At 62.6% G+C, this 26946-nt stretch carries 32 protein-coding genes and 2 pseudogenes; 22 read left to right on the forward strand and 12 right to left on the reverse strand.

All coding sequences use genetic code 11. The annotated features are described in order from the left end of the window. Nucleotides 1-38: 38 nt before the first annotated feature. A complete protein-coding gene (locus NO877_RS10505; RefSeq protein ID WP_256396293.1) occupies nucleotides 39-347 on the forward strand; it encodes a CGCGG family putative rSAM-modified RiPP protein in 309 nt (102 codons plus the stop codon). A 73-nt stretch (nucleotides 348-420) separates the two neighbouring features. Here the strand turns inward: NO877_RS10505 and NO877_RS10510 are convergent, their stop codons facing one another. Further along, nucleotides 421-726, reverse strand: a complete 306-nt coding sequence (locus tag NO877_RS10510) for a hypothetical protein (RefSeq protein ID WP_256396294.1) — start codon at nucleotides 724-726, stop codon at nucleotides 421-423. A 124-nt stretch (nucleotides 727-850) separates the two neighbouring features. On the opposite strand from NO877_RS10510, the gene NO877_RS10515 reads away from it, so the two are divergent. The 4 genes from NO877_RS10515 to NO877_RS10530 all read left to right on the forward strand — a co-directional run bounded on the left by NO877_RS10515 (nucleotide 851) and on the right by NO877_RS10530 (nucleotide 3097). Then, nucleotides 851-1438 (forward strand): DUF7998 family protein, encoded by a 588-nt coding sequence (locus NO877_RS10515; protein WP_256396295.1) that lies wholly within the window; start codon nucleotides 851-853, stop codon nucleotides 1436-1438. 185 nt (nucleotides 1439-1623) lie between these two features. Next, nucleotides 1624-2010, forward strand: a complete 387-nt coding sequence (locus tag NO877_RS10520; protein ID WP_256396296.1) for a cupin domain-containing protein — start codon at nucleotides 1624-1626, stop codon at nucleotides 2008-2010. Continuing rightward, a complete protein-coding gene (locus tag NO877_RS10525) occupies nucleotides 2007-2312 on the forward strand; it encodes a cupin domain-containing protein (RefSeq protein WP_256396297.1) in 306 nt (101 codons plus the stop codon). The genes NO877_RS10520 and NO877_RS10525 overlap by 4 nt, the downstream gene beginning before the upstream one ends. Before the next feature lie 113 nt (nucleotides 2313-2425). Beyond that, nucleotides 2426-3097 (forward strand): helix-turn-helix domain-containing protein, encoded by a 672-nt coding sequence (locus NO877_RS10530; protein WP_256396298.1) that lies wholly within the window; start codon nucleotides 2426-2428, stop codon nucleotides 3095-3097. A gap of 76 nt (nucleotides 3098-3173) precedes the next feature. On the opposite strand, the gene NO877_RS10535 is transcribed toward NO877_RS10530, so the two are convergent. Continuing rightward, nucleotides 3174-5459: a nitric-oxide reductase large subunit gene (locus NO877_RS10535; RefSeq protein WP_256396299.1), complete on the reverse strand. Its 2286-nt coding sequence runs from the start codon at nucleotides 5457-5459 to the stop codon at nucleotides 3174-3176. A gap of 168 nt (nucleotides 5460-5627) precedes the next feature. Here NO877_RS10535 and NO877_RS10540 point away from each other — a divergent pair. The 7 genes and pseudogenes from NO877_RS10540 to NO877_RS10570 form a co-directional block, all read left to right on the forward strand. Beyond that, nucleotides 5628-5793: pseudogene (locus NO877_RS10540) on the forward strand (IS6 family transposase); the annotation flags it as partial. A 76-nt stretch (nucleotides 5794-5869) separates the two neighbouring features. Next, on the forward strand, nucleotides 5870-6217 hold the full coding sequence (locus NO877_RS10545; RefSeq protein WP_256396300.1) for a PadR family transcriptional regulator: 348 nt from the start codon (nucleotides 5870-5872) through the stop codon (nucleotides 6215-6217). 175 nt (nucleotides 6218-6392) lie between these two features. Next, the gene (locus NO877_RS10550; protein ID WP_256396301.1) at nucleotides 6393-6902 is read left to right on the forward strand and encodes a hypothetical protein; all 510 of its coding nucleotides are present in this window, start codon (nucleotides 6393-6395) and stop codon (nucleotides 6900-6902) included. Nucleotides 6903-7137: 235 nt separating this feature from the next. Next, nucleotides 7138-7293, forward strand: a pseudogene (locus NO877_RS10555) (universal stress protein); the annotation flags it as partial. Nucleotides 7294-7425: 132 nt separating this feature from the next. Continuing rightward, nucleotides 7426-7836 carry a transcriptional regulator gene (locus tag NO877_RS10560; RefSeq protein WP_256396302.1) on the forward strand — a complete coding sequence of 137 codons (411 nt, stop codon included), beginning with the start codon at nucleotides 7426-7428 and terminating at the stop codon, nucleotides 7834-7836. An 82-nt stretch (nucleotides 7837-7918) separates the two neighbouring features. Further along, a complete protein-coding gene (locus NO877_RS10565; protein ID WP_256396303.1) occupies nucleotides 7919-8497 on the forward strand; it encodes an NADPH-dependent FMN reductase in 579 nt (192 codons plus the stop codon). 68 nt (nucleotides 8498-8565) lie between these two features. Further along, nucleotides 8566-9087, forward strand: coding sequence for a universal stress protein (locus NO877_RS10570; protein ID WP_256396304.1), 522 nt, complete (start codon nucleotides 8566-8568; stop codon nucleotides 9085-9087). A gap of 13 nt (nucleotides 9088-9100) precedes the next feature. Here the strand turns inward: NO877_RS10570 and NO877_RS10575 are convergent, their stop codons facing one another. Further along, nucleotides 9101-10042 (reverse strand): biotin--[acetyl-CoA-carboxylase] ligase, encoded by a 942-nt coding sequence (locus NO877_RS10575; protein ID WP_256396305.1) that lies wholly within the window; start codon nucleotides 10040-10042, stop codon nucleotides 9101-9103. Nucleotides 10043-10110: 68 nt separating this feature from the next. Between NO877_RS10575 and cofD the strand changes: the two genes are divergently transcribed. The 5 genes from cofD to NO877_RS10600 are packed head-to-tail and all read left to right on the forward strand — an operon-like array spanning nucleotide 10111 to nucleotide 13599. Beyond that, nucleotides 10111-11109, forward strand: coding sequence for a 2-phospho-L-lactate transferase (gene cofD / locus NO877_RS10580; protein WP_256396306.1), 999 nt, complete (start codon nucleotides 10111-10113; stop codon nucleotides 11107-11109). Continuing rightward, nucleotides 11106-11903: a tRNA-dihydrouridine synthase gene (locus NO877_RS10585; protein ID WP_256396307.1), complete on the forward strand. Its 798-nt coding sequence runs from the start codon at nucleotides 11106-11108 to the stop codon at nucleotides 11901-11903. Before cofD ends, NO877_RS10585 begins: the two co-directional genes overlap by 4 nt. Next, the gene (locus NO877_RS10590) at nucleotides 11900-12772 is read left to right on the forward strand and encodes a triphosphoribosyl-dephospho-CoA synthase (protein ID WP_256396308.1); all 873 of its coding nucleotides are present in this window, start codon (nucleotides 11900-11902) and stop codon (nucleotides 12770-12772) included. The genes NO877_RS10585 and NO877_RS10590 overlap by 4 nt, the downstream gene beginning before the upstream one ends. Then, nucleotides 12769-13368 carry a DUF447 domain-containing protein gene (locus tag NO877_RS10595; protein WP_256396309.1) on the forward strand — a complete coding sequence of 200 codons (600 nt, stop codon included), beginning with the start codon at nucleotides 12769-12771 and terminating at the stop codon, nucleotides 13366-13368. Before NO877_RS10590 ends, NO877_RS10595 begins: the two co-directional genes overlap by 4 nt. A gap of 45 nt (nucleotides 13369-13413) precedes the next feature. After that, nucleotides 13414-13599 (forward strand): 30S ribosomal protein S17e, encoded by a 186-nt coding sequence (locus NO877_RS10600; RefSeq protein WP_253736401.1) that lies wholly within the window; start codon nucleotides 13414-13416, stop codon nucleotides 13597-13599. A 37-nt stretch (nucleotides 13600-13636) separates the two neighbouring features. Here NO877_RS10600 and NO877_RS10605 read toward each other — a convergent pair whose 3' ends face one another. Beyond that, on the reverse strand, nucleotides 13637-15028 hold the full coding sequence (locus NO877_RS10605) for an NAD(P)/FAD-dependent oxidoreductase (RefSeq protein WP_256396310.1): 1392 nt from the start codon (nucleotides 15026-15028) through the stop codon (nucleotides 13637-13639). A gap of 126 nt (nucleotides 15029-15154) precedes the next feature. On the opposite strand from NO877_RS10605, the gene NO877_RS10610 reads away from it, so the two are divergent. Continuing rightward, nucleotides 15155-15679 (forward strand): PAS domain-containing protein, encoded by a 525-nt coding sequence (locus NO877_RS10610; protein WP_256396311.1) that lies wholly within the window; start codon nucleotides 15155-15157, stop codon nucleotides 15677-15679. An 18-nt stretch (nucleotides 15680-15697) separates the two neighbouring features. On the opposite strand, the gene NO877_RS10615 is transcribed toward NO877_RS10610, so the two are convergent. Further along, nucleotides 15698-16036: a hypothetical protein gene (locus NO877_RS10615; protein ID WP_256396312.1), complete on the reverse strand. Its 339-nt coding sequence runs from the start codon at nucleotides 16034-16036 to the stop codon at nucleotides 15698-15700. Nucleotides 16037-16142: 106 nt separating this feature from the next. Here NO877_RS10615 and NO877_RS10620 point away from each other — a divergent pair, with 106 nt between their 5' ends. After that, nucleotides 16143-17093: a D-2-hydroxyacid dehydrogenase gene (locus NO877_RS10620; RefSeq protein ID WP_256396313.1), complete on the forward strand. Its 951-nt coding sequence runs from the start codon at nucleotides 16143-16145 to the stop codon at nucleotides 17091-17093. Here NO877_RS10620 and NO877_RS10625 read toward each other — a convergent pair. The 3 genes from NO877_RS10625 to NO877_RS10635 all read right to left on the reverse strand — a co-directional run bounded on the left by NO877_RS10625 (nucleotide 17090) and on the right by NO877_RS10635 (nucleotide 20184). Beyond that, entirely contained in the window at nucleotides 17090-17491 is a 402-nt protein-coding gene (locus NO877_RS10625) for a CBS domain-containing protein (RefSeq protein ID WP_256396314.1), read from the reverse strand. The two genes, NO877_RS10620 and NO877_RS10625, sit on opposite strands and share 4 nt — an antisense overlap. 129 nt (nucleotides 17492-17620) lie before the next feature. After that, the gene (asd, locus tag NO877_RS10630) at nucleotides 17621-18661 is read right to left on the reverse strand and encodes an aspartate-semialdehyde dehydrogenase (RefSeq protein WP_256396315.1); all 1041 of its coding nucleotides are present in this window, start codon (nucleotides 18659-18661) and stop codon (nucleotides 17621-17623) included. Nucleotides 18662-19176: 515 nt separating this feature from the next. Beyond that, entirely contained in the window at nucleotides 19177-20184 is a 1008-nt protein-coding gene (locus NO877_RS10635) for a sodium:calcium antiporter (RefSeq protein ID WP_256396316.1), read from the reverse strand. 226 nt (nucleotides 20185-20410) lie between these two features. On the opposite strand from NO877_RS10635, the gene ppsA reads away from it, so the two are divergent. Then, entirely contained in the window at nucleotides 20411-22795 is a 2385-nt protein-coding gene (ppsA, locus tag NO877_RS10640) for a phosphoenolpyruvate synthase (RefSeq protein WP_256396317.1), read from the forward strand. Nucleotides 22796-22962: 167 nt separating this feature from the next. Here the strand turns inward: ppsA and NO877_RS10645 are convergent, their stop codons facing one another. From NO877_RS10645 to NO877_RS10660, 4 genes are read right to left on the reverse strand one after another with little or no spacing between them, the layout of a single operon-like run. After that, entirely contained in the window at nucleotides 22963-23454 is a 492-nt protein-coding gene (locus NO877_RS10645) for a PTS fructose transporter subunit IIB (RefSeq protein ID WP_256396318.1), read from the reverse strand. Then, nucleotides 23451-23732, reverse strand: coding sequence for an HPr family phosphocarrier protein (locus NO877_RS10650; protein WP_303646948.1), 282 nt, complete (start codon nucleotides 23730-23732; stop codon nucleotides 23451-23453). Before NO877_RS10650 ends, NO877_RS10645 begins: the two co-directional genes overlap by 4 nt. Beyond that, nucleotides 23729-24190, reverse strand: coding sequence for a PTS sugar transporter subunit IIA (locus NO877_RS10655; protein ID WP_256396319.1), 462 nt, complete (start codon nucleotides 24188-24190; stop codon nucleotides 23729-23731). Before NO877_RS10655 ends, NO877_RS10650 begins: the two co-directional genes overlap by 4 nt. A gap of 26 nt (nucleotides 24191-24216) precedes the next feature. Beyond that, a complete protein-coding gene (locus tag NO877_RS10660) occupies nucleotides 24217-25356 on the reverse strand; it encodes a PTS fructose transporter subunit IIC (RefSeq protein ID WP_256396320.1) in 1140 nt (379 codons plus the stop codon). Between the two features lie 123 nt (nucleotides 25357-25479). On the opposite strand from NO877_RS10660, the gene NO877_RS10665 reads away from it, so the two are divergent. Both NO877_RS10665 and NO877_RS10670 read left to right on the forward strand, forming a co-directional pair. After that, nucleotides 25480-25683 carry a hypothetical protein gene (locus NO877_RS10665; RefSeq protein ID WP_256396321.1) on the forward strand — a complete coding sequence of 68 codons (204 nt, stop codon included), beginning with the start codon at nucleotides 25480-25482 and terminating at the stop codon, nucleotides 25681-25683. A gap of 82 nt (nucleotides 25684-25765) precedes the next feature. Next, nucleotides 25766-26908 (forward strand): CBS domain-containing protein, encoded by a 1143-nt coding sequence (locus tag NO877_RS10670; protein WP_256396322.1) that lies wholly within the window; start codon nucleotides 25766-25768, stop codon nucleotides 26906-26908. The last annotated feature ends 38 nt before the right edge of the window (nucleotides 26909-26946 follow it).

A 26946-nucleotide genomic window follows, 5' to 3' on the forward strand; every position in this document is an offset into this window, starting at 1 on the left:
CATCAGTTCTTTTTATAAACTGACTCCAAGCGCCAGCCATGGCACAACCGGTCCATGACCACGACAACGTCGACCCGATCACCGACCGCACCCACGAGACTTCGTGGTCGGCAAATCTTGAAGGACCACAACACGCCGAGGACCGCGAGCTCGTCGTCGCGCAGGCCCTCGAGGCGGTCGACCACACGGCCCCCGGCTACCACGTGAACCTCGTGACTCACGGGACCAACGGCCATCCGTCGGAGTACCTCTACGAGGCCCTCGACGACCTAGAGGCGGACGTCGACTACGAGTATATCGAGCAGTGTGGCTGTGGCGGCCACGTAACGCGGGTTTACGTCGGTTGATCGGTGCTACTACGTCGACTGATCGGCTGCCTTGACGCGTTGACTGACCGAGTGCCACCCGCGTCGTGGGTCGTCAGTCGACGACGTACGACTGGTGGTCCCCACGGGTTTGCATATCAATGAACTGGTGTCGGGTGGTATTCCCGACACTCCCGGCGAACGAACGGTCGGTGTCGTCGTCGGCAGACACCGTGTTGGCTCCGCGAAGCCCGGAATCCCGAAGAACTGATTCGAGCGCTTCCGGGAACGGCTGGTCACAGTGGAGATCCACAACGACCAACCGGTCGGTGAAACTCTTGGCGACGAACGCATCGTCGACGGCGTCGTGCTCGCGGATCTCCTCGACGAGGTCGCGGAGTTCGGCCGCTCTGTCGGTCATCCAGTAACACATCGGGTCGACCCCGCAAAACACTCCGGACGAATATATTCGGTCCCCCATCCGGACCGCACGCCCGAACGTATTCGGGACCATGAATAGGACTCTAGGGACCACACGATGTGGCATGGTTGGCTTTCCATCCCCGTTCGGCGACTCGGAGGACGACGATCTCTTCGACGAGATCACGGCGTTCGTCCCGGACCACCTCCCGGAACCGGGGGAGTTCCTCGCGGGCCACGCCGTACTCACCGGCGAGGACCACGTCGCGGTTCACACGCTCACCGAGGAGCTGTTCGAGGAGCGCGGCGTCTACGACATGACCTTCAATTACAACCTCGCCCGGCTGAATCTCGATACACGCCATCCGAACGCGGGGTATCGGTACGCCGAGGAGGCCGACGACCCCACGGTCCTCCGGGCGGAGTTCACGCCGACGACGCCGTTCTGCCCACAGACCCACACGCTGACTATCGGGTCGTTCCGGGCCTGGAACGGCCTCACCGAACGCCACGACTATGAGCTTGTCCGCGTTCGCTCCCACCCGATGCACCACCAAAGCGAGTCGATCAACGACCAGTTGGCCGAGGTCGAAGCCGCGTTCTGGGAGACCGGTGAGATTTCCGATCCCGAGGAAGGCACGGCCAACACTGGTCGTCAGGGGCTGACGCTCCCCGAAGAGGGGTCGACCGGCCCGCAGGACGCACCGTTCTGAGTCCGAGGTCCGGCCAGTTCGAATGGGACTAGTCCCGTCGTCGACAGCGCCTAACGTGTTCGGGTGAACCCTTTTGCTGTTTCTCCGACCATCTCTACCCGCATGTGTCTAGGCACACCTAAAAAGCGATGGGTCGAAACCGAACCGTCGACCCGTACTGATCGGCAACAGCGGGAGGGATGTCGATGACGACCATCGAGTTCGATGCGGAGCGCAGCTACGACGCCGAGCGGTTTTCGGCCATCGAAGCGTTCCGAAGCGGCCGGATGAAAGTCGTCTGCGGCTTCTTCGAGCCGGGACAGTTCATCCCGGTTCATGCTCCCGGCAGCGACGTCGTGATCGAGGTCCGCTCGGGAACCGGCGTCGTCCGCGACGGCGAAACGGAACATCGCGTCGAGGCAGGCGACATAGTCGTTGTCGAGGCTGACACTGACCGAGGAATCAAGGCCGACGACGACAGCCGACTGGAGGCGCTGCTCGTCACCGCACCACCGCCGACTGACGCCGAACACGAACCGGTTCGAACCGGACTGCAGACCAGCGAGTTCGATCCACACGAGGACACCGAATGACAACTATACACACGCTCTCCGAACTGGACGGCGAGCCACACGCTCGCGTCTTTCCTGACGCCGAACCGAAGACGATCCGTCTCACACTTTCGGCAGGTGAGGAGGTCCCACAACACTCCCATCCCGACCGCGAGATCGTCTTGTATCTCGTTTCTGGAACTATCGAACTCCAAGTCGGCGAGGAGACGGATACTTTGACTGCGGGCGATGTCGCACGCTTCGACGGCGACCACCAGATCTCGCCACGCGCTCTCGAGGCCAGTACAGCCCTGCTCGTGTTGGCCCGCCGGTCGACAGAGTAGCCACGCTACCCGAACATGTTCGTACATATCGGTATCCCTTTCCATCCCGAACGTGTTCCTATGACAGAGCCACGGCCGGATCGGCGGGCGGTACAGTGTGGAGTGATCGGACAATGACACAAGCGCAACTGGTCATTACGCTGCCCAAGGGGATCTGGATCGGCGACGTGTCGCGGGAGTATCCGGCGGCGACCTTCGAGATCCTCTCGGCAGTCCCGGATGCGGATGCCGCATTCGCGCTGATGAGCCTCACGACCCCCGACGTCGACCGGCTCCTGACGGCGATCGAGGATCACGACCACATCACCGATCTCTCGGTGCTCCAGGAGACCGAGAGCGAGGCGACGATCCAGGTCGAAACGGTGAGCCCGCCGCTGTTGCAGTCGGCCGCCCAGAGCTCGGGGATGCCGATCGAGTTCCCCGTGACGATCAGCGACGGCGAGGCGACCGTCGACGCCACCGGCTCCCACGATCGGCTCTCGGAGCTCGGAACCCAACTCGGGAACTTCGGCCTGGAGTTCCGTGTCGAGTACATCCAGGAGCGACTCCATACGAGCCAACTGCTCTCGGAGAAACAACGGGAACTGGTGCGTGCAGCGGTCGACCACGGCTACTACGACACGCCACGAACCTGTTCGTTGACGGAACTCGCCGAGAAAGTTGGCATCGCCAAGTCGACCTGTAGTGAGACACTCCACCGAGCCGAGGAGACGATGATCAAACGGTTCATGGAGGATCTGCCGACACCGATCGAGTCTGAGACACGGATCACTGCCTCGGAGTAGTCACAGTAACTTGAGGCAACTGTCTGACGCTTGTCGTCCAGTTTTTGTTGCGAAAATCAAGAGCCATCAACGACGGTTAGTCGTCGCTTAACACACCCTCTGCGACCGCCATATCGTCGACGCTGGGATCGTCCTCCGACTGCCGGAGGACGAACCGTTTGCGGACGAGATCGGCCGCATAGATCACGGTCCCGACGATGATGAGCGTGTCACCCGGAAGTCGTGCCCAAAAGAGGTTCTGGATGAGCGGCTGATTGTAGAAGGCGAGACTGCGACCGGCGGCGTAGCTCTCGGTGAAGACCGCCTCCAGCTGGAGGAAGCCGACCGGGAGCACGGAGACGAACACCATCAGCGCCAGGCCGATGTTCCAACACCAGAAGGCCGCTCGAAGCCACGAGCCGTCCCAGCGTTCGGGCTCGATCGACAGCTGGAGCATGTACGTCACCATCCCCAATGCGAGAAAGCCGAACGCGCCGAACATCGCGGCGTGGGCGTGGCCGACGGTTAGGTAGGTGCCGTGTTCGTAGTAGTTGATCAGCGGGAGGTTGATAAAGAAGCCGAGCACGCCAGCCCCGACGAAGTTCCAGACGCCGCTTGCGATGATGAACATGAACGGCAGTTTGTACGGGAAGCCATCGGATTCGGACAGCACGCTGTACTGACCGAGCGCCTCATACAGGATGAACACCAGCGGCAGGAGTTCGAGCGTCGAAAAGACGCTCCCGATGGGAACCCACATATCCGGCATTCCGACCCACCAGTAGTGATGCGAAACCCCGATCACACCGGTACTCATCACCAGCAGGGCCTGCAGGGCGACCGCTTTTTCAGCGCTCCGTCGACGCAGGAGGTTCATCGAAACCAACGTCAGGCCGACAATGGCGACGATGAAGAACTCGAAGGCTCCCTCGACCCACATATGGACGACCCACCAGCGCCAGAACTCCGTGACGGCGATATTCGTATCGGGGGTAAAGAAGAACCCCGCGGTGAACAGCAGCGCGATCGAGCCGCCAGCATAGAGGATCATGTGGGCCAGTCCGTAGACCGGCTCACGATCCAAAAGCGGCTTGAGACCACGAATCGAGAGAACAGCCCAGAGTCCGAACCCGGCCAGCAGGCCGAGCTGCCAAAGTTTACCGACTTCCAGGTATTCCAGCCCTTCATTGCCGATAATCCACCATAGTTCACCGTCGATGTAGCCGTTGGCACCGAGCCAGATCCCACCCAGCCCGCCGACTGTGACGACGACGATTGCGCCAAGCAGGACGTTAATATATGTCGACTGGTTTTTCGGCTCGTGGCCGGTCAACAGCGGCGGGAGGAACAGCCCCGCACCAAGCCATGTGGCGGCGATCCAGAGGATTCCGAGGTCGATATGCCACGTTTTGGCCAGTGCGAACGGCAGTATCTGGAGGATATGAATCCCGAATATCTCCTCGATACCGAAGAAGCCAGCGCGCTCGATGTAGAAGTGTGCGAGTAGCCCCCCGAGCAACACCTGTGCGAGGAATAGCCCAGCCGCAACTGGTATGAATCGTAACGCCGCTCGTTGACTAGGGAAAACACTCACCTCGCCTGGTTTCGGAACGGAGAGTCCCTTCGAGGAGGGCTCTGGCAGTTTGACGGCGTTGTACAGCCAAATGCCGCCTCCGGCACCACCGACCAAGAGGATCATGGCGATCACGCTCCAGGTCATCGCCGCGCCGGTCGCATCGTTTCCGGCGTCGGGCTGGTAGGGCCACTCGTTCGAGTAGGAGTGGTCGCTGTTCGGCCGGTCGGTGTGAGAGAACCACGCGGTCCACATGGCGAAGTCGGCGAATCGCTCGGCGTCGGCTTCGGAGTCGATCATCCCTTCGGGGACACCGCGCTCGTGGCTCCCCTCGTGGTAGCGGTCGACGTACTCCTCGCGGACCTGCTCGTGTGCGTACACCTCGGCCGCGCTGTACTCGATGGCTCCGCCGTCGTACTCGCTTTCGAGGTCCTGTGTGACGACATCACCGACTGCGGCCTGTCGTTCCGAGGACAGTGACTCGTAGTCGGCCTCGTACCGCTCCTGAGCGTAGTACTCACGCATAAACTGAACTTTCAAATCCAGCCCGTCGGCGGTGTAGTCCGTGCCGTAGTAGGCACCGTTACCGAGAATCGAGCCGTGGTTCATCAGCCCGTTTTTCTGGAACGACTTTTTGCCGTCCTTGATCGCTTCGTCAGTGACCAGTGTTTCACCGTTTGGTCCAACCACCTCATCGGGGATCGGCGGTGCCTCCTGATAGGCAAACCACGCACCGCCTCCCATCACGATGAGATTGAACAGGAACGCGATGGCAATTACTTTGGCTATCGTTTTGCGTTCGAGTTGCATACAGTCGACCGTTCGGTCTCAATCCCAAATACTGCGAGTCGGACTCTCAGTCGCTGACGATCCCTGTGAACATATTCGGTAGGCGATTTCTTCTCATAAACTCGCTGAGCGGTTCGGTTACAATGGGGGACGTGCGTAGTAATTGCTACACAGTCACATGACCAGCAACAACGGTACCATCGTGATTTCACATATGAAAACACATGGATATCGGAGTGTTGTTGAACGTGTTTTTCGTGAGATGAAACGCAAAACTATCTGTTTCTCGAACTGTTTCACCAACGCCTCAGCAGATACTGCCGACGGCTGGATCAGTTCGCTCAGCGTCGCATAGATTCAGTTTATCTAGACATTTCCTGTTTGAGTCACCCAAACAAACTAATCCGGTGGCCAATATATTGCCGACTGGAATGGTCCACACGAAATCCTTCGACCTGACCGGCTTCCAGCGTGACCTCCTGTACGTCATCGCCGGATCAGATCAGCCCTCCGGCCAAACAGTCCAACAGAAACTCGAAACCCACATCGATAACGTCAATCACGGTCGACTCTACCCGAATCTCGATGTGTTGGTCGAACACGGACTCGTCGAGAAAGGCTCCCAAGACAAGCGCACCAACTACTACGAGGTGACGCCACGTGGCGAACAGTTACTTGCACGCCGACGTGAGTGGGAAAATCAGTACGTCGATTTCCCACACGATTCGAACCACGAACAGTCGGATCAGCAGTCTCTGGCGAGTTCGTCCTCGTCATGAGAGGCGTCGTGTGACTCCGTCTTTGTGCAACCGAAGCTATCAAAACGCTCCGACCGTCTCCCACATTGGGCTCGGTTGTGAGCCGGTGGTGTGGCAGTCTCGTCCCGCTCAGCTATTGAATCTCGGAGAGGCTCTACAAAGAAAGATTATGTGAAAAGAGAATACTGTATTATGTATGAGACAGTCAATCGCTATCGGGATTGCGGTTGTGGTGTTGACGAGTGTGGTGATGATGCCAGTACAGGGTCAGACTGTTTCAGGTGGGACAACAGAAATCAGCTGTAATGGATCGCAAGCAACGGTTGATATCGAAACCGCAGTGTCACTATTCGAAGCGAATACGGACCAGATCCCTGATGTGATCAAACCAGCCCTTGCGTCGAACACGACCCACCTCCACATCGAGGGCGCAGCAACAGCCGATTATACCGTAACAACCGATGCCGACTTTACGGTAACGGGGATTGAAATCGGTGAGCCTGCCGACCCCGACGTTGTTGTTGAAACGAACCGGAACACGGCGTGTGAAATAACAACTGCTGACGATCCGGTTGAATCGTTCCAAACCGCATATGCGAATGATCGAATTGAAATCACGTCAACTGGCGTCGTCGGTGGGACGGCGACCTACGTCGTTGATCGTGTGGTTGATGCCGTCCAGACTATCGGTGAACTCGCGGGGTAATTACCTGACAACTCGGTTTCGACCGCCTTCCTGGCAGCACTGGTGCTCATCGGTCATCGAAGGCGTGTTTTTCAGTCTCTGTTGACACTCATACTACCGGTGGGAATTTCTAACACAGTTGGCAGCCACCCGGCTGCTATGCCACGAAACGTGTTGATACCGACAGACGGCTCTCCACTCTGGAAGACGCATTCCAACAGGCCATCACCACCTTCCCCGATGGGGACCGAACCGACCAGCGGACGCGATTCTCGACTACGTTGCAGCCACCGACATCGACCATGTGATTATGGGTAGTCATGGTCGCTCAGGTATCTCAAGAGTACTCCTCGGCAGTGTCGCAGAAACCGTTTCGAGACGGTCACCTGCGCCTGTAACAGTCGTGCGATAACAGTGGTCTCGGTTGTCGCAATTCCCAGCTGCTGTCGGCGGCTCGGCTGACTATCGCCTGACCGGCTGTGCTCGTGTGACAGTTCTCCGCAGGAGATAGGTTTACATGGGTGACTGTCGCAACTGTGCGGTAATGGTCAAGTCTACAGTCCGATTTTCCGATACGGTGATGGATCGGGTCGAAGAGCTGGTCGAGGGGGAGACGTTTTCGAGCAAATCCGAGTTCCAGCGGTTCGCCGTCGAGTTCGTCCTCTCGGAGATCGACGACTACGAGCCCGAGATGCTTGATTTCGAAGACGTTCGTGACGAGGTGTTCCCGGATGACTCCCCGGTCCGCGGCGAGGAGGGCGTGTCCGAGCCCGGCGCGGAGTTCTACCAGATCGCCGCCCGCGTCCGCCAGTTTGCCATCCGCGGCGAGATCGAAACCGCCCGGGACCTGATCGACACCCACTACCCAGCAACAGACCCCAGAAGCCTGCTGCTCGACGACATCGTCGAGACCTACCGGACGCCCGACCAACCACAGGCCCAACCACAGGAGTAAGCATCGACACCCGGTAGCTTCCTGCTCACCGACGAGGCGACCGTCGACTGACCTTTTTATTCCGCCTTTCCATTGAATACGTATGTCCGAGACACACGTCCTCGCCCTTGCTGGCAGCCTCCGAGAAGGAAGCTACACCCGTCTCGCAACGAATCGCGCTCTCGACGGCGTCGAAGCCGCCGGCGGCCGTGGTGAACTGCTCGACCTCCGGGAGTACGACCTCCCCGCGCTGAACACCGACCACGACGGCCAAGGCGACAGCCAGCGGCTCGTCGACCGCGTCGGGGCGGCCGACGCGATCATCCTCGGGAGCCCGATGTACCACGGCTCCTACTCCGGCGTTCTGAAAAACGCGCTGGACTACTGTGGGTTCGACGAGTTCGAGGGCAAAACTGTCGGCCTCCTTGCTGTGTCAGGCGGCTCGTTCCCGATCACGACGCTCGAACACCTTCGGTCGGTCTGTCGGGCACTCGACAGCTGGGTCCTCCCGCATCAGGCGGCCATTCCGAACGTCCACTCGGCCTTCGAGGACGGCGAGTTGGTCGACGAAGGGATCGAAAAACGGGTCGACACCCTCGGGCGGCGGGTCGTCGAGTACGCCGACATCGAACCCGATCCGGCGACCTTCGAGAGCGGCCAGAACGAAGGCGCAGACGACTAGCTGGACACCGCACGACAACTGGTAACAACTGTTAAGCTATCGGGTCACGAACTGTGACATGATATACCATGACACTGTACGATCGGATTCTGGTCCCGACCGATGGCTCCCCAGAGGGCGAGCAAGCAATCGCCCACGCGGTCGACCTCGCGGAAGCACACGGTGCAACGGTCTCCGGGCTGTACGTGATCAACACGGCGAGTTACAACGGCCTCCCGATGGAGGCGTCGTGGGAGGGCGTGACGACGCTCCTCAACACCGACGCCCAGGAGGCGGTCGAAGTGGTCGAGCAACTGGGCGATGAGCGCGACGTACCGGTCGAGACCGAGATCACCGAGGGGTCGCCGAGCACGGAGATCGTCCGCGCCGCCGAATCACAGGGCTGTGACCTGATCGTGATGGGCACCCACGGTCGCGGCGGGATCGACCGCCTCCTGCTGGGCAGTGTCGCCGAAAAAGTCGTTCGCGCCGCCCACGTCCCCGTCCTGACCGTCAGAGTCGGCGCGGAGCCAGCCGCGGTCTCCGACCGGACAGCCGCCGAGGGCGAGACTGACTCCGAGACGGCAATACAGGCCGATCAGACCGGCTAACTCTCGGGTCCTGCTACTGCGGCCGCAGGTGCTCACAGTCGCCCGCGTGGACGACTTCCCGCCCCGATCCAGTGTCGACGACGAGCCCGCCAGGGAACTGGACATCGACGGCCTCGCCTTCGATCACTCGGTTCGGCAGTTCGACCCGAACAGCCTGTCCAAGCGTCGAACTGTACATCCGCCAGCGATCCAGGACACCGTCGGGATCGGCCAGCTGGTCGTGGAGCGATTCCAGGAGCCGCTGGACGAACAGCCGCCGGTCGATGTCGCCGCCGGTTTCGGCTCGGAGCGTCGTCGCTCCCTCCGGCAACTCCGCGGCGTCGATGTTGGCGTTGACGCCGATACCGACGATGAGCCACGAAACCCGGTCGGCCTCGCCCTCCATCTCGGTGAGAATCCCGGCCAGTTTGCGGCCACCCCGCTCGCCCCCGTCGCCGACCAGCACGTCGTTGGGCCATTTGAGATGTGCGTCGACGCCTGCTTCCCGACAGGCGGTCGCCGTCGCCACGCCAGCCGCGAGCGACACCAGCGGGACGTGGGCCGGAGGAAGGTCGGGCTGGAGGATGACCGAACACCAGACGCCGCCGCTGGGGGCCGTCCAGGAGCGGTCGAGTCGCCCGCGGCTGCCGAGCTGTTCGTCGGCGACGACAGCGGTATCGACTGTTCCCTCAGTAGCCCGCTCGCGGGCGCGATTGTTGGTGCTGTCGACCGAGTCGTGGTATTCGACGGTGTAGGGGGCATCGAGTCCGAACTCGATGGCCGCTGCCCCGTAGTCGGGGACTCCAGTGACCGCATAGCCGTCGTCAGTGCTCTCGATTTCGAAGCCGTCGTCTCTGAGCGCTTCGACCTGTTTCCAGACTGCGGCCCGCGAGATATCCAACCGCTCGGCAAGCTCCGGCCCGCCGACGGGTCCCGCCTCGAAGGCCGCCAGCAGCGCGCGGCGTGTCTCGTTCATTGCCCACAGTACTCGTTCCATCCCAAAGAGCCGTCGGATACAAACCCACGCCCTTCCTACGGACGCCCATGATTACGTTTCTCGCTGGCGGCACGGGCACGCCGAAGCTGTTGGCCGGAGCCACAGCGATGTTCGACCCAGAGGAGCTCACCGTCGTCGGCAACACGGGCGACGACATCGAACTCGGGGGGCTGCTGGTCTGTCCCGATCTCGATACGGTCCTCTTTCACGAGGGGGGCGTCCTGGATACCGAGCGATGGTGGGGGATCGAAGACGACACACACGAGACCAACGCCGAACTCCACCACCTCGCCGACGCGGCCGATCTCGATACTGGACCGCGATACCTGCCGCCGCGCGATCAGACTGCGGGGCGACCACTCGCCCGCTGGCGACGGTTTTCAGGCATTGCAGAATTCATGACCATCGGTGACCGCGACCGCGCGGTCCACATCACGCGCACGAGCCTGCTCGACGAGGGGAAGACGCTCACCGAAGCCACCCAAATCTTGGCTGACGCTTTCGATGTCGATCCCACGTTGCTCCCGATGAGCGACGACCCCGTTGCGACGATCGTCGCAACCGACGAGGGCCCGATCCACTTCCAGGAGTACTGGCTCGACAAGGCCGACCGGGAAGTCACCGGCGTCGAGTTCCGGGGGGCCGACGAGGCCGAGCCGACGACACAGGTCCTAGATGCACTCGATGCCCCGGTCGTGATCGGCCCCTCGAATCCGGTGACGAGCATCGGCCCGATGCTTGCCGTACCGGGCATCGAGGAGGCACTGGAGCGGACCCCCGTCGTTGCGGTCTCGCCGTTCGTCGAGGACGAGGTCTTCTCGGGCCCGGCCGCCGAACTCATGGCAGGAACGGGCCGCGAGCCGAGTACACGGGGAGTAGCCGACGCCTACCCGTTCGTCGACGCCTTCGTCCTGGACACCGACGACGGGACCGACCTCGACCGACCGGTCGTCCGCACCGACACGAAAATCGACGACGAAGCCGACAGCAGACGAGTGATGGAGGCAGTGATCGACGCGCTGGCCGAGTTGGGGATCGACGTATGAGCAGGGACTCGTCGACCAGCAATTCGACGGCAGGGAGCGACTGCCCCCCGTTCGAGCCGCGGCTCGCGCTGGCGAGTCTCAGCGGCGAGGCTGACGCCGACTGGGCGGCTGCGGGGGCCGACCTCGCGGGTGCGGCTTTTATAGGTGGCATCGCTCTCGACGAGCCAAGCCGCGAGGCTGCACGCGCGCTCGTCGACCGTGATCGACAGGAGTTCCTGCCCGCCGATCCGCTGGCGTTTATAAGCAAGCAGCTCACGGCACTCGATGGCGTGCCGATCCAGCCGGGCGTCAACGTCAGGGCCACGTCGGCCGGTCCGATTCGAGCGGCCGCCGCGATCTGTGCGGAGCACGGGGCAATCCTGGAGATCAACGCCCACTGTCGACAGCCCGAACTGTGCGAGATCGGCTGTGGCGAATCCCTGCTGGCCGATAGCGACCGCCTAACGAAGTACGTCGAGACGGCCGCCGCGGAAGGACCGGCGGTGAGCGTCAAAGTCCGCGCCGAGGTACCGGGCGTCGATCTCCCGACTGTCGCCCAGCGGATCGAAGCCGCGGGAGCCGACGTGATCCACGTCGATGCGATGGACTCCGAGGCCGTGATTCGAGACGTAGCCGCCGCGACCGACCTCTTCGTGATCGCCAACAACGAGGTTCGTGATCGCGCGAGCGTCCAGGAGTATTTCGAGTACGGAGCCGATGCCGTGAGTGTCGGCCGACCCAGCCGGGAGCCGACCGGTCCCGTACTGAGTCGGGTCGCTGCAGCAGTCGAGCAGTGGGAGGCCCCGGTCCAATGACCCGATCTGACGCCAACGGCGGCCGAACCACGGTCGACAACGCCCAACTCGCGTTGTTGCTCGAAGTCTCGGGCACCCCAAAACCGGGCAACGTCGATCGTCACCGCGACCTGGAGGACCTCCGGTTCGAACACTTTCTGGCCGGTGCGGTCGGTGCCCGTCGTGGCCTCCAGGAGGCTGCCGAGGGCGGTACCGTCGGAGCGGCCTTCGAACAGGCCGTCGCGGGAATGGCCACCCAACGCGGCGGCAACACCCAGTTCGGCTGTCTGCTGTTGCTCGTTCCGCTTATCAAAGCCGCCGCGGGTCGGTCGCTCACGCCAGCGGGTGTCCAGTCGGTCGTCGAGTCGACGACAGTCGACGATGCCGTCGACTTCTACCGAGCGTTCGAACACGTCGACGTCGCGGTCGACGATCCGCCACCGGAGGCCGATGACCTCGACGTGCGCCGGGGGAGCGACGCCGCCGACACGCTCCGGAAGCGGAGCCTAACGCTGTCCGACATCATGGCGCTGTCAGCCGACCCCGACGATCGGATCGGCGACGGCAACGCCCGCGAGTGGGTTTCAGGCTTCGAGCGAACTTTTCGGGCGGCCGACGCGCTGCTGGCCGATGAAGGGCTGGTGGGCGATCGGGCGGCTCGTGTCTTCGTTGATCTGCTCGCCGAGCGACCCGACACCCACGTTGCGACCAGCCACGGCGAGGCCGCCGCCCGCGAGGTCTCGAAGCGTGCAGCCGCGGTCGAGGGTGATCTCGCGGCCGCCGCAGAGCTCTCCGATGAGTTCGTCGAAGATGGGTACAATCCGGGGACGACCGCAGATATTACCGCCGCCGCGCTGTTTGTCGCGCTCGAACGGGGGTTGCCGGTATGACTCATACACCCGCTGACTGGCCCGTCGATCTCCGCGGCGTCACCGAGTCGGTCGTGGCCACGCTCGGACCAAACGACCTGTGGAACATGGCCGCCCTCGGCCTCCACGCGCCCGACGAGCCGGGCGAACCAGTCGAAGCCACGACATGGGGGAACACCCGAACCCGGCGGAACTTCCACCGACAGGGCGGTGGCGTCGTCCAGTTTACGGCCGATCCGCGGGAGTTCGTCGAAAGCGCGGTAACGATCCGAGAGGAGAGCGAGCCGGTGTTGCCCAACGCCGACGCATGGGTCGAAATCAGCACCGAGTCGGTCGACAGCGGCACTGAAGGCGACACCGAATGGGAGAGGTGGGAACTTCGCCCCACTGAGGCAGGAACGGTCGACCGTAGTCGGCCACTAACAATCAACCGCGGGTTTTACGCCGTCGTCGATGCCACCGTCGCGGCCTCGCGGCTCGACGTGCCGAGTTTCGATACCGACGTGCTGGTCGATCGGTTGCGCTACTTCGCGGAGACTGTCGAGAAGTGTGGCGGCCCCCGGGAACGGGAGGCATTCGAGACGCTCAGTAGGGAGACAGGCTGGCGGGAGTACTGAGGACGGAACGAATCGTTTTAGTGTCGCTCGGACCGACCACCCTGCATGGCAATCAAACCGAAGTACGTCAAACAGCTCGCAACGACCCTGCTCGAACGGTATCCCGAGGCGTTCAACACCGATTTCGACACCAACAAGGAAAACGTCGCCAAGCTCACCACCGTCGACTCGAAGGGCGTCCGCAACCGCGTCGCCGGATACATCACGCGCAAGAAAGCCGCAACGGTCTAATTCTCGGGCACGACTCGCCGAAAGACACTCACACCAGTCAGTAGACGTAGTCTTCGGCAGTGAGCTGCGTGTAGCCGTTCTTCTCGAGCGACCGTTTCTGCTTTTTATACTTGTACAGCACCTTCGCACTGGAGAGCCCCGACCGGAGCGTGCTCGTTTTGAGTAGGTTCGAGCCATCGGCCGCGAGCATCCCGCGTACCGTTTTAAACGTTTGATCCCAATCGCTCGGTCCGTACTCGCGGCAGAGGTCGGCGAAGGTAACGTTCCGCAGTAGTTCGTCGCCGATCGTCTCCCGCCACCGCTCGTTGTACGCCGACAGGTCGCCGTCGGCGGCCAACTCCCCGGCGATTGCCCCAGTTCGCACGGCAACGTGGTCGCCGCCCTCGTGGAACGCCGAGGTCGTCCCCATCGCCCCACCGGCGACGGCGATACCGGCGTCGACCGGCGACTCGATCGGCCGCGTCGAAGAAATACTGTAGGTCTCGGTACCGCCGCGCTTGCCGCGGTCCTCGACCAGTGGGAAGTCGGTCTCGATGTCGTACTCGTCGCCCCACTGCCATTCGAGGAGTCGACGGATGTACGTGCTTCCCTGCGGAATAGAGTCGTCTTCGGGACGAAGGAGTTTGTACTCCTCGCGGTCCTCGACGGCGTCGATATCGAGGCCGATCGGCATCGTTAGCCCGACCCGACAGACCCGCGCGTCGTTCGGGAAGACCCACGGATAGGCCGTGTGGCCGGGCATGACGCCCCACCAGAACTTGATCGAGGTTTTGAGCTCCTCGAAAACCTCTTCGGGGAACCGGCGGTACTCCTGGTAGGCGATGTGGTTGGCTTTCGGCGAGGCCAGCAGCTCGGAGGCCTTGGTGCCGTCGGGGAGGTAGCCGTCGAGAACCCGGTTGGTGACCGTCCGCTGGGGCCCATCTGCGAGGATCAGATAGTCGGCCCCGACGCGGTCGCCGTTGGCCAGCGAGACGACGTGGCGTGGGTCGTCGGTTCCCTCGTTGTAGAGATCGCTGTCGACGCCCGTTACGCGAACCTTGATCCGGTACTCCGCACCTGCATCCTCGGCTCGCTCGCGCAACCAGTCGTCGAACCGCGCGCGGTTGAAGGTGTAGCCGAAGTGGTCGTAGGACGACTCGATCCCGGTGCTCGTGAGCGTGCAGGACTCGGTCGGGCCGATGAACTCCGCGCGGTCGAGGTGTTGGAGAAGGACATCGTCGGGGAACTCATCGGGGTGGATGTCCATGATGTCGACCCAGTAGTCGAGAATCCCCGCCGCGTCGGTCGAATCGGGGCCCAGAGCCTCGCGGTCGGCCCGCGGGACGCCCTTTTCAAAGACGACCGCCGAGGCACCGCCGCTGGCGGCCGCGTGGGCCGCCGCGGTGCCAGCAGGCCCGCCGCCAACGATCGCAACGTCTACGCGTTCCATACATCCAACCGCCCCGAGCCGATATTAAAGCCACTGAACTTGTGGCTGGTATCACGCTGTAAGCCGTCGGCTACTGACTCCCAAGAGATCGGAAGGTGGTATATAATCCCGCGTCTACGTGCCGGTATGACTGCGGATGCCGAGCTCGAACGGTTGTTCCAGGACCGGAAGCGGACCGCGGGTCCGATCATCCCGTCGCTCGCACTCCTCAAGCGGATCGCCGAGATCCTCGGCGAGATCCGCGCCGCCGCAGGCGCCGACATCCATCACGACGAAGCGTCGACGCTCGACTGGAACACGCCCTCGATGGACAACGCACCGGTCGGGATGGCGATTTCGGGGCCCGCCTATCAGGACGATCCGATCTACTACGTGAACGAGCGCTTCGAGACGATTACGGGCTACCAGGAGGCCGACCTGCTCGGCGGCAACCTCCGGGTCCTTCAGGGCCCCGAGACCGACCCCGAGCCAGTCGCCGACATCCGCGAAGCACTTGATATCTGGGCCCCGGTGATCGTCGAACTCCGCAACTACCGCAACGACGGAACGCCCTTCCGGAACCGGCTCGCACTCGCCCCGATCGCCGATGAGACGGGGACGATCAGCAACTGGGTCGGCCTCCAGGAGGATATCACTCACCAACGGTCGTAGACACTGGCTTGGGCGTCGCTACTTCCCGCGGTGGTGCTCGTCGCGGCGCTGGGCATCGTCGTGGATCTCCTGGAGGGCCTGTTCCTGTTCGCCGCGAGCCAACCCCCCGGATTCGGCGTGTCGACCGTCGTACTGCCAGCTTGGGATCGCGTTCCACACCGATTCGGAGTCGGTGGCCTCACCGCCACCAAGCCGCGAGAAACCGAACAGACAGACGGCGATCCCGACCAGCACGAGGAGGAGTTCGCCGTAGCTGATCGCGAGGAGTCCCCAGAGGCTCCCGCCGATCAGCAACCACAGCGAGAGTACGACGAGGAACGGCCTCCACGCCGACCGCAGGCGGCTTCCGATGCTCATAGCTGTGTGATGGTTGTCAGGCGACTTTGTCCTTTGGTCCGGTACGGCCTCGTCAGTCCGTTCGGACTGCCGTACACTCATATGGGAGGCCACTAATCTCCCGTATATGAGCGAGCCGAAGATCGCGGTGCTGCGACAGAAGATCCACGGACTGTCGGCCGTCGACTACGCTGCGGCCCTCCGAGACCGCCTGCCGGATGCCGAGGTCACCATCGCCCGGACACCCGCCGAGGAGCAGCAGCTGCTCGAATCGGCCCCGATCGTCACCGGCTTTTCGATGAGCACAGAGGAGGTCGAGGCGGCGGCGAATATGGATCTGTTCGCCTGTGTGTACGCCGGTGTCGGCCATCTGGATCTCGACGCCTTCGAGGCCAACGGCACCGCCGTCACCAACGCTTCGGGCGTCCACGGCCCGAACATCTCGGAGTACGTCCTCGGCTCGATCCTCTCGTTCGTCCGGGGGTTCAAGCGGGCCTGGCGACAGGAAGACCGCAACGAGTGGCGCTCGTATCCCGCCCGCGAGCTACAGGGTAGCACCGTCACCGTCGTCGGCCTCGGCGCGATCGGCCAGGCCGTCGTCGACCGACTCGATCCCTTCGGCGTCGACACTATCGGCGTGCGGTATACGCCCGAGAAGGGCGGGCCGACCGACGAAGTACTGGGCTTCGACGAGATCCACGACGCGCTGGCCCGGACCGACTACCTCGTGTTGGCGTGTCCGCTGACCGAGGAAACCGAGGGCCTGATCGACAGCGAGGCCCTCCTCACACTGCCGACAGACGCGTTCATGGTGAACATCGCCCGCGGCGGCGTGGTCGACACCGATGACCTCGTCTCGGCCATGCAAGCCAACCGGATCGCGGGGGCGGCCCTCGACGTGACCGACCCCGAGCCGCTGCCGAACGACCACCCGTTGTGGGATCTCGATACCGTCTCGATTACGCCGCACAACGCCGGTCACACCCCCGACTACTACGAGCGGCTCGCCGACATCCTGGCGACGAACGTCGACCGCTACCGACACGGAGAGACCGACTTCGAGAACCGCGTCATTTAGACGACTGGTGGCGATTCGACCGTCGAGAGATAGGCCGTCAGATCCGTGGTCGTCAACATCCCGATGACGCCAGCCTCGTCGTCGACCACCGGCAGATGGTGGAAGCCGTTGTCGACCATCGTTTCGGCGACATCGACGATCGAATCGTTCGCAGTGGCGGTCACCACGTCGGTCGTCATGTAATCGCTGACAGTCGCAGCGGCCGTATCGGTGCTGTCGGCAGCCACCTGAACGTAGTCGGTTGTCGTCAGAATGCCGACCAGCGTGGCATCCTCGACAACGACGAGCGAGCCGATATCGAGGTCCAGCATGGTTCTTGCGGCCTGTTCGATCGGTGTCTCCGGTGAAACTGATTCGACCGGCGAGGACATCAGCCGACCGACGAAAATATCGTCCATGATCGTTGGTAGACAGTCACATACAAAAGTGTTAGTGCCGGAACTCGTTATCCGCTGTTTCACAGTCACCAATCAGTGTCCGTCCCGATTCGGTACCGGAAACCAACGAAAAGAGTCGTCGCGCGGTCGTCAGATCCAGCCTTCTTCGACGAGCAGTTCGCCGTTCAGCAGGCTCGCACCAGCCGCGCCGCGGATGGTGTTGTGAGCCAGACAGTTGTATTTGAGCCCGGAGCTGGTCGACTGGACGCCACCGGCGGAGATCTGCATCCCGTCGGCGCGGCTCCGGTCGAGTCGGGGTTGTGGTCGCTCCGGCTCGTCGTCGCCGAAGACGTGGATCAGCTGGTCGGGCGCGCTCGGCAGGTCGACGCCGGGGAACGCCCGCATTGCCTCGCGGGCCTCCTCGGGGCTTGGCTCCTCGGCGAGGTCGACGAAGACGCTTTCGAGGTGGCCATCCAAGGTCGGAATCCGATTGCAGGAGGCGTTGACCGTCGAGTCGTGCATACTGAGCTCGCTGCCGTCGAAGCCGCCGAGCAGTTTTCGGGATTCGGTCTCCATCTTCGGCTCCTCGCCGCCGATATGCGGGATCGCGTTGTCGATGATCTCCATCGATGTGACCCCGGAGTAACCGGCTCCCGAGACTGCCTGCAAGGTGGTGACGTCGACGCGTTCTAGGCCGAACTGATCGAGGGCCGCCAGCGTGGGCACCATCGTGATCGTCGAACAGTTGGGGTTTTTGATGAGTGCGCCGTCCCAGCCGCGGTTGTCGCGCTGGACCTCGATCAGGCCGAGGTGGTCGGCGTTGATCTCCGGGATGGTCAGCGGCACGTCGTCGGCCATCCGGTCGTTCGAGGAGTTCGAGGAGATGACGTAGCCTTCCTCCAGGAACTGTGGTTCAACTTCCTCGGCGACCGACGAGGGCAGCGAGGAAAACAGCAAGTCGACGTCGTCGGAGACGTCGTCGGGCGTCGTCGCACCGACTTCCATCTCGGCGACGTCGTCCGGAATCTGGGTTTCGACCCGCCATTTGGCGGCCTCGCGGTAGGTTTTTCCGGCGCTCGATTCGCTCGCGGTGAGTGCAGCGATCTCGAAGGTGGGATGGTCGTCGAGCAGCTGAATGAACCGCTGTCCGACTGCGCCCGTCGCCCCGAGAATGCCTACTTGTACTGCCATTACCGTGGGGTGCAGTCTCACACACATAAGTGGGTCGGATTGCCGGGAGGGTGTCGAACAATCAGGAAGAACACGGCCGCTATCGGCGAAACTCGACCGCAACTGTCAGCCAATCTTGGATGCTTTGTTATATAAAAGAACTGCACACAGTCACCGTATCGTGTTTGTCTATCTCCGAACCTGTTTCAGTTGGTGTTTTTAAATTCGGTCGCGGGACGTTGATCCTCGTCGACACCCGTTCGCTCGGACGGAAGGTGTAAATCGCTGGCTGGCAGAGGTCGACCTGCGTGCCCTAGTCCCCGGCGGAGTACTCCTCTCTGGGAGCGATGATCGTCCGGAGAACCCAGGCACGCCATATACGGTCCGCTGTCGACCGCGACTGACAGCCGCCCGGCACGAGGGTTTCCCGACCGACGCGGCATGCCGCCGACAGGATGAGGTCGGACGTTAGTGTTCCGGGCTACATTTCGAACCCTAGCGATGGCTCCCGTTTTGCGGCACGTGTGATGCCGTCGTTAGATGCCGCGAACGGTCTCGATGACGCCGATCGATTCGAGAGCCATCCAGAGCAAAAACAGGACGTAGAGCCCCAGAAAGCCGTAGGCTTCCAAATTCGTGAGTTCGAGATCGGTTCGAGTAAAGACGATAAACACGAGCGTCGCAACCGCCAGAAACCCCATCGTCGGAATCGCCGCCAGGAAGTTGATCGTCGCCTCGCCCGCCAACAGGACGCCAACCGGAATCGCCACCAGGAGGTTGAACGTATTGCTCCCCAGGACGTTCGTCAGGCTCGTCACGCTGTCGTCGTTCTGGGCGGCGCGAACGGAGACGATGGCGTCGGGGAGGCTCGTCCCGGCGGCGATCACCGTCAACCCCCAGAGAAAACTCGATGTCCCGAAGACGTCACCGAACGTGAGCGCGGCGCGAATGAGTCCCTCGACACCGACCGTAATCACGAGCAGTGCGACCGCAAGGGTGCCCCACTCCCGGCGAGCGTCGACGCCGACGGCCCTCGTCGCAACGTGGTCGCTGGCGTCTTGCTGATGAAGGAAGATGTAGACACCGTAGGTCGCCAACGGGAGGACTGCGAGTTCCGGCGTCAAGATGGCCGCGCTGTTGGTTCCGCCAGGAACGTAGGTCGCCCCGAGCGCGAAGACGATAAAGAGGACGAGGACGCTGATGATATAGAACTGCGCGTCCTTGTGGATGAGGCTCCGAGTCGCCTCCAGGTCTTCGCTGACGAGCGCCGAGACCGCCGGAATGACGAGCAGATTGAAAATGGCGCTGCCGACGATCGCGCCGACGCCGAGGGCGAACTCGCCGTGGACGAGCGTGCTGATGACGACTGAACTGATCTCGGGAAAACTGGAGCCGACGGCGACAACGACCGCGCCGTGGACGGCGACTGGCAGGCCGTAGTACCGGCTGAGTCGTGCGGCGGCCCGTTCGAAATGGGTACTGCCCTTCCAGATGACGGCGACCGCAACGACAGCGAGCACGAGCGAGGCGAGGAGTCCAACCATCGGTCACTCCTTGTTAACATGGGTTAAAAGATGTAGTTGATCGGTCGGCGTGGAATTCACAGAGGTGGTTGGCCTGAAAACCTGGGTTCCGTCGTAGTATGTGGTTTGTACCCAATTAACTGTTGGAAGGTACCACAGCACACGTTCTGAGACGTACGTACAATTGAATTAATATTATTATTGAAGATAGATTCTTGAGACCTCCGACAGCAAGTTCAAATACAGTATGACAGTACTCTGGATCGGCGACGTGCGGTCGGCCGATATCGACACGGTCGGCGGCAAGGCGGCCTCGCTGGGTGAACTCACCGAGGCCGGGCTTCCCGTTCCGCCCGGGTTCGTTGTCACTGCCGAGACCTACCGTACCTTCCTGGAGACCACAGGCATCGGCAGCGAGATCTTCGACGCGCTGGCGGTCGACGACGACGGCCTCGCCGAGGCCGCCGAACGGGCCCGCGAACTCGTCGTCGAGACACCGGTCCCCGAGGCGGTACGCGAGGAGATCCTCGCGGCCTACGGCGACCTCGGCGGGCTGGCCGACACCGAGCCCGACGACCAAAGCGAGCCGTTCGTCGCGGTTCGCTCCTCGGCGACCGCCGAGGACCTGCCCGACGCCTCCTTTGCCGGACAGTACGAGACCATCCTCAACGTCACCGAGGAAGACCTCCTGGACCGAGTCAAGGAGTGTTGGGCCTCGCTGTTCTCCGAGCGGGCAGTCCACTACCGGAACACCCACGGCTTCGACCACGACGACGTCGACGTCGCGGTCGTCGTCCAGCAGATGGTCGACGCCGACAAATCCGGTGTCATGTTTACCCGTCATCCCTCGACGGGCGACCGGCAGATGATCGTCGAGTCCGCCTGGGGGCTCGGCGAAGCCGTCGTTTCAGGGATGGTCTCGCCGGACCACTACGAGATCGACCCCGAGACGGCGACGATCGTCGACTCGACGATCGCCGACAAGAAACAGCAGATGATCAAAGACCCCGAGACGGGCGAGACGGCGCTCCAGCCGGTCGGCGACGAGCGGCGGACCGAACGGGTCGTGACCGACGCGGAGATCGAGCGGCTGGTCGAACTCGGCCGCCGCGTCGAGGATCATTACGGCGAGCCCCAAGACGTCGAGTGGGCGCTCGTCGAGGGCGAGCTGTTCATGCTCCAGTCGCGACCGATCACGACGATCAGCGAGGCCGGCGACTCCGAGACGGTCCAGGAGACCGACGCCACGCAGGGGGGCGACGAGACCGCCGGTCGACCGGGGCAGACGGCCGTCGACGGCGGGGGAGACCAGCAGGTGACCGAGGCCGACGCCGACAGCGAGACCGACGACGGCGTGCTCGTTCGTGGCGTCAGTGCGAGCCCCGGCACCGCGTCGGGAGAGGTCCGGCTCATCACGAAACTGGACCATCTCGATCAGGTGACCGAGGGCGACGTGCTCGTCAGCACGATGACGACGCCGGACATGGTGCCCGCGATGCAGCGGGCCGCCGCAATCGTCACCGACGAGGGCGGGATGACCTCCCACTCGGCGATCGTCTCCCGGGAGATGGGCGTCCCCGCGATCGTCGGTACCCGCACCGCGACCGACGTGCTGAAACCCGGTCAGCAGGTCACCGTCGACGGCGAGATGGGCACGGTCACCGAGGGCGGCCCCGAGGAAGACGAGGCCGCGGCCGAGGAGTACGATCCGGTCGAATCGGTCCGCCCCCAGACGCCGGTCAAACCCATGACCGCCACCGAGGTCAAGGTCAACCTCTCGATCCCCGAGGCCGCCGAGCGGGCGGCGGCGACGGGGGCCGACGGCGTCGGGCTGTTGCGGATGGAACACATGGTGATCTCGCTGGGCAAGACGCCCGAGCAGTATATCGCCGACCACGGGGAGAACGCGTTCATCGACGAGTTGGTCGACGGGGTTCGAACGGTCGCCGAGGCCTTTTATCCGCGACCAGTTCGCGCTCGCACGCTTGATGCGCCGACCGACGAGTTCCGCGATCTCCAGGGCGGTAGCGACGAGCCACACGAACACAACCCGATGTTGGGCTACCGGGGGATTCGCCGGAGTCTCGACAAACCCGCGCCGTTCCGATGCGAGCTGCGGGCGTTCAAACGGCTGTTCGATGCGGGCTACGACAACGTCGAACTGATGTTGCCGCTGGTCAACGACGCAGAAGACGTCGAGCGGGCCAAGCTCTTGATGGAGGAGGTCGGCATCGACCCCGCAAAATCCCGGTGGGGCGTGATGGTCGAAACCCCCGCCAGCGCGCTGCTGATCGAGGAGATCGCCGCCGAGGGCATCGATTTCGTCTCCTTCGGCACCAACGACCTCACCCAGTACACCCTCGCAGTGGACCGAAACAACGAACACGTCGTCGATCGGTTCGACGAACTCCACCCCGGTGTCCTCTCGCTGATCGAAACCACGATCGAGACCTGCCGCGAACTCGGGGTCGACACCAGTATCTGCGGACAGGCCGCCTCCAAGTCCGATATGGTCGACTTCCTCGTCGAACAGGGCATCAGCTCGATCAGCGCGAACATCGATGCCGTCCGGGATGTCCAACACGAGGTCAAACGGGTCGAACAGAAACTGCTGCTCGATTCGGTGCGCTAACCGGCCTGCCGCCAGCGACCGTCGGCCGGTTTTCAACTAGTCGTGACCACAAGCTGCCATTTGCTACCATTATCTACCAGTAACTGCCAACACGTACCGTTATAACTCGACTACTCGGTGGTAGACACTGGCTACTGGCAGGATTACAAAAGCAGCGCCGACTGTTGTTAGGAAAACAGCCGTTTGAGACGGGCGAGAACGCCCGAGTCCGAGTCGGTCGACTCCGGGGTGGTCGACTGATCGGGTTCGGCTGTCTGTGTCGATTCGGTTCCTGTTGGGTCGGCTGTCCCCGCTTCTGACTCGGTTCCGGTCGTCTCGTCGACTGTTGTTTCGGTCTCGGTTCCCCCACCGGCTGCTTCGACCCGCTCTACGGCCTCGTCGATGAGACCCTCGGCATCGTTGACGCCGTCTTTGACCGTTCCTTTGACGACGATGTGGTCCTGGAAGCGGTCCCGCTGGACGCCGGTGTCGGCGGCGATGATCACCGCGTCGGCCGCCGCGAGGGTGTCGTCGGGGATTTCGTTTTCCGTTCCCATCGCGCCGTGGATTTCGACGTGGATGTCGTGGCCGCGTTTTTCGGCGGTCTGTTCGAGGTTTTCGGCAGCCATCTGGCTGTGTGCGATGCCGGTCGGACAGGCGGTGATTGCGACGAATTTCATGTGGTGTGTTCCGTGTCGTGTTCGGGGGTAGTCAGAATCGATTCGAGTTCGTCGACTGCGTCGGCCTCGTCAGGACCATCGGCCGTAATGTCGACGTCGTCGCCCGGACCGACGCCGAGACCAGTCACTGCGAGCATACTGGCGGCGTCGACGCCATCGCTCCCGGCAGGGCCGATGGTGACTTGGCTGTCGTAGCTGTTTGCGGCTGTGACGACCTTCGAAGCGGGCCGGGCGTGGAGGCCGTCCTCGGGAACGACGGTGATCGTCCGCTCGATCATTCGACGGCCTCCAGGATGATCGATTCGACACGTTCGGGGGAGTCGGCCTCCTGGAGGGCGGTGCGTGTCTCCTCGTGCATCAGCGACCGTGACAGCGAACTCAGCATCTGGAGGTGCTCCTCGCCGCCCTCCGCGGGGACCAGTAACATGAATAGCAGCGTCGCTGGCTCGTCGTCCATCGCGTCGAAGTCGATCCCCGCCGACGAACGGGTAAAAGCGATCGTGGGAGCGGTGACTGCACTGCTCTTGGCGTGGGGGATGCCGATCCCCATCCCGACGCCGGTGGTGGCCTCCGCCTCGCGGGCCCGCAGGTCCGCCAGTGCCTGCTCGCGGTCGGTGACGCGGCCAGCCTCGACGGCGAGATCCAGCAACTGTTCGATGGCTTCGGGTTTGGTTTCGGGTTCGTGGTCGAGATCGATCAGGTCGGTCGTGAGGGGTTTGTGGTCGTGGTGTGCCATTGGGGGGATAGTGGCGTTCGGTCGAGTTAGGCGGTTTGGCTCGACGAGGTGGTGGTTGTTGCCTCGGCTTCGGTGTGGTCGGGTTTGAGCAGCGTCACCATGACGGCGGTGACCGCGGCTCCGAGTGCGATACAGCCGAGGAAGGCGAGGATGTTGTTCGAGAGGATGACGACGAAGATGCCGCCGTGGGGGGCGGGCATCGTGACGCCGAGGGCCATCGCGGCGCCCCCGGCGGTCGCGCTGCCGACGACGATGCTGGGAATCACCCGAAGCGGATCGGCAGCCGCGAACGGGATCGCACCCTCCGTGATGAACGACAGCCCCATTGGGACGGCGGCGACGGCGCTTTCCCGCATCTGCTCGGGGTACTTGTGGGGGGCGATGAAGTACGACAGCGCCAGCCCGAGCGGTGGGGTCATCCCGGCGATCATCACCGCGGCCATCGGACCGAAGATGCCGTCGGCGACCAGTACGGTGCCGAACACGTAGGCAACCTTGTTGACGGGGCCACCCATGTCGACGGCCATCATCCCGCCGAGGATCAGCCCCAGCAGGGCGGCGTTGGCCCCCTGCATTCCTTCGAGCGCCGACGTGAGCGCGCTGTCGACCAGTGCGATCGGGACGCCGAGGGCGAAGACGACCACGGGGATGAGCAGCGCGGTCGCAATAACCGGGATGACGAGAATCGGCATCATCGGTTTGATGACCGACGGCACGTTCCAGCCTTTCATCCACCGGGCGACATAGCCAGCAAGGAGGCCAGCGATGATCGCGCCGAGGAAGCCTGCGACCGCACCCTCCGCGTTCACACCGACGAGCCCGCCTGCGGCCTCGATGATCCCGGGCTGTTGGATCGCATACGAGAGGATAAACCCCGGCGCGAGGCCGGGCTTGTCCGCGATCGAGTAGGCGATGAACGCCCCCAAGATCGGGATCATGATCGTCAGTCCAAGACTGCCGATCTCCGCGAGATACCACGCGAGCGAGCCGGTGGTTTCGAACACCGTCTCCGTATCGCCTGGCGTGAACGGCAGCTCGGCGACCATAAAGCCCAGAGCGAGGAAGATCCCGCCGATCGTCACGAACGGAATCATGTACGAGACCCCTGTCATGAGGTCTTCTTTCACGGATGTGAGGTCTGATCGTAATTGCTGTTTTGTTACCATAGTTGTCCATCATAATCTACCATGACAAATAGAAAAATGCCTTCGAATGTGTTTGTTTTTGGAACTAAAATAGGGGTAAATTGGTATTCAAACGTAATAAAATTAAAATGTCAAAAACAACGAGTGTGTTTTGACACGTGGTGGTCAAAACGCACCGATCTCCGGAAGTTCGAAGCCACGCAAACGGGTGTCGGCTGCACCATTGAGACGGGCCAGCTGATCTGTACCGCCACGCAACCCCGCCTCGACCTCGATATGCGGTTCGAGCAGGTCGTCATCACGAAATACAGGGCAAACCCGGCTGTAGACCGCCGGAACCACTACTGATCTGCCCCACTCTACCGGCGGATAATCATGCTACCGTGCAACAAGGTTCAATACCCCCGGCGACCTACATACAACTTGGACTATGGATATAACTGATATTGTTATGACGGAGTTCGTCGAGGTGGACGTCGACGAACGACTCGCGAAGGTCCGAGCCAAATTCGACGAGAAGAATCCACGGGGGGTGATTGTTACTGACGACGGCAGCTACGAGGGAGTGATCGGCGAGTCCGAGCTCGTGAAATCGCAGATCCAGGACGACACCAAAGCGAGCGTGCTGATGACCTCTGCACCGCGGGTCGACCACCACGAGGACATCCGCGAGGTCGCCCGGCTGCTCGTCGAGGGCGACGTGCGGATCGCGCCGGTGTTCCGTGGCGAGACGCTGGCGGGGATCATCACGACCGACGCGATTCTCACTGCGGTCTTGGGGAACCTCGATGCGTTGGTCGTCGAACAGATCTACACCGAGGCCGTCATCGACATCACCGCGAAAGCGAGCGTCGGCCAGGCGATCAACCGGCTCCGGGAACACGGCATCTCCCGGCTGCCGGTCGTCGACGACGACGGCTCGCTCGACGGCGTCATCACCACCCACGACATCGTCGACTTCGTGGTTCGTGACCACGAGCGCCAGCACAAGGGCGACCGCAGCGGCGACCGGGACCGAATGCTCGATCTGCCGGTCGAGAACCTCATGTCCAGCCCAGTTGTGACCGCGACGCCAGCGGAGAGCGTCGAGACGATCGTCGAGCGGATGTTCGACAACGACATCTCCGGGCTCGTCGTCACCACCGGCGACACCAAGGGGACCGTCGACGGTGTGATCACCAAAACCGACGTCCTGCGGGCGCTGACGTTCACCGAAGAGGAGTCGATGGACGTCCAGATCACCAATGTCGAGCTGTTGGATACGATCTCACGGGAGGAGATCGTCCAGTCGATCACGCAGGTGGTCGACAAATACCAGGAGATGAACGTGATGCACGCTCACGTTCGATTCCACGAACACAAGGAGAAGCTCCGCGGGACGCCACTGATCCAGTCCCAAATCCGACTGCGGACGAGCCACGGCCAGCTCGCGGGCACCGGTGAGGGGTACGGCGCGAACCACGCGTTCCACGTCGCCCTCGACAAACTCGAACGCAACGTCCTGGAGCTGAAGGGAATCAATGCCGACAAGGAGTACCGCGGCCAGCTGCTCCGCAAGCTCAACGAGATCTAGCCGCGTCCTCGACAGGGCTGGAGGGGGCCCTCGCTGAC

It is taken from the genome of Halohasta litorea (assembly GCF_024494645.1).
Taxonomy (GTDB): domain Archaea; phylum Halobacteriota; class Halobacteria; order Halobacteriales; family Haloferacaceae; genus Halohasta; species Halohasta litorea.